The sequence below is a fragment of the Dethiosulfatibacter aminovorans DSM 17477 genome (genome assembly GCF_900142005.1).
Lineage (GTDB): Bacteria > Bacillota > Clostridia > Tissierellales > Dethiosulfatibacteraceae > Dethiosulfatibacter > Dethiosulfatibacter aminovorans.
Map to the genome: position 1 here is coordinate 1 of NZ_FQZL01000001.1, position 249 is coordinate 249.

Here is a 249-nt window from a genome sequence, read left to right on the forward strand (position 1 = left end):
GACCGGAAGGCCGTGTGGACTGTATAGAAGAGAGAATGTTGGCATGAGTAGCGAGAGGTGAGTGAGAATCTCACCCATCGAAAGCCTAAGGTTTCCTGAGGAAGGCTCGTCCACTCAGGGTAAGTCGGGACCTAAGCCGAGGCCGAAAGGCGTAGGCGATGGACAACTGGTTGATATTCCAGTACCACCTTTAAACGTTTGAGAGATGGGGTGACACAGAAGGATAGACTATCGCACTGATGGAATAGT

General features: G+C 51.0%; 1 rRNA gene. It reads left to right on the top strand.

Features of this window, described 5'->3' with window-relative positions:
* Nucleotides 1-249 (top strand): 23S ribosomal RNA (locus BUB05_RS00005); the annotation flags it as partial.